This window comes from Halomonas sp. SIMBA_159 (assembly GCF_046536035.1).
In the GTDB taxonomy this organism is placed as follows: domain Bacteria; phylum Pseudomonadota; class Gammaproteobacteria; order Pseudomonadales; family Halomonadaceae; genus Vreelandella; species Vreelandella venusta_A.
Genome location: NZ_JAWJBT010001150.1, coordinates 1 through 251 on the forward strand (window position 1 = coordinate 1; position 251 = coordinate 251).

1 protein-coding gene is annotated in these 251 nt (G+C 67.3%); it reads right to left on the reverse strand.

Features of this window, described 5'->3' with window-relative positions; genetic code table 11:
• Positions 1-251: pyridoxine 5'-phosphate oxidase C-terminal domain-containing protein (locus tag R0J87_RS22875; RefSeq protein WP_498889226.1), on the reverse strand; the 251-nt coding region annotated here is incomplete at both ends.

Genomic DNA, 251 nt, shown 5'->3' on the forward strand with positions numbered 1-251 from the left:
CTCCCAGCCGATAGTGGTAGACCAGCCGGTCATGGTGGCGGTAAGGCAGTTCCTGCCAGAACTCGATACGCCGGGCCGCAACGCGAAAGCCAGACCAGTGCGGCGGCCTTGGCACGTCGCCGCCGTCGAAGCGCTGGCGCGTCTCCTCCAGCCGGTCGAGAAAGGTCTGCCGGTCGTCGAGTGGCTGGGACTGATCGGACGCCCAGGCACCGAGCTGTGAATCGCGCGGCCGGCTGGCGAAATAGGCATCG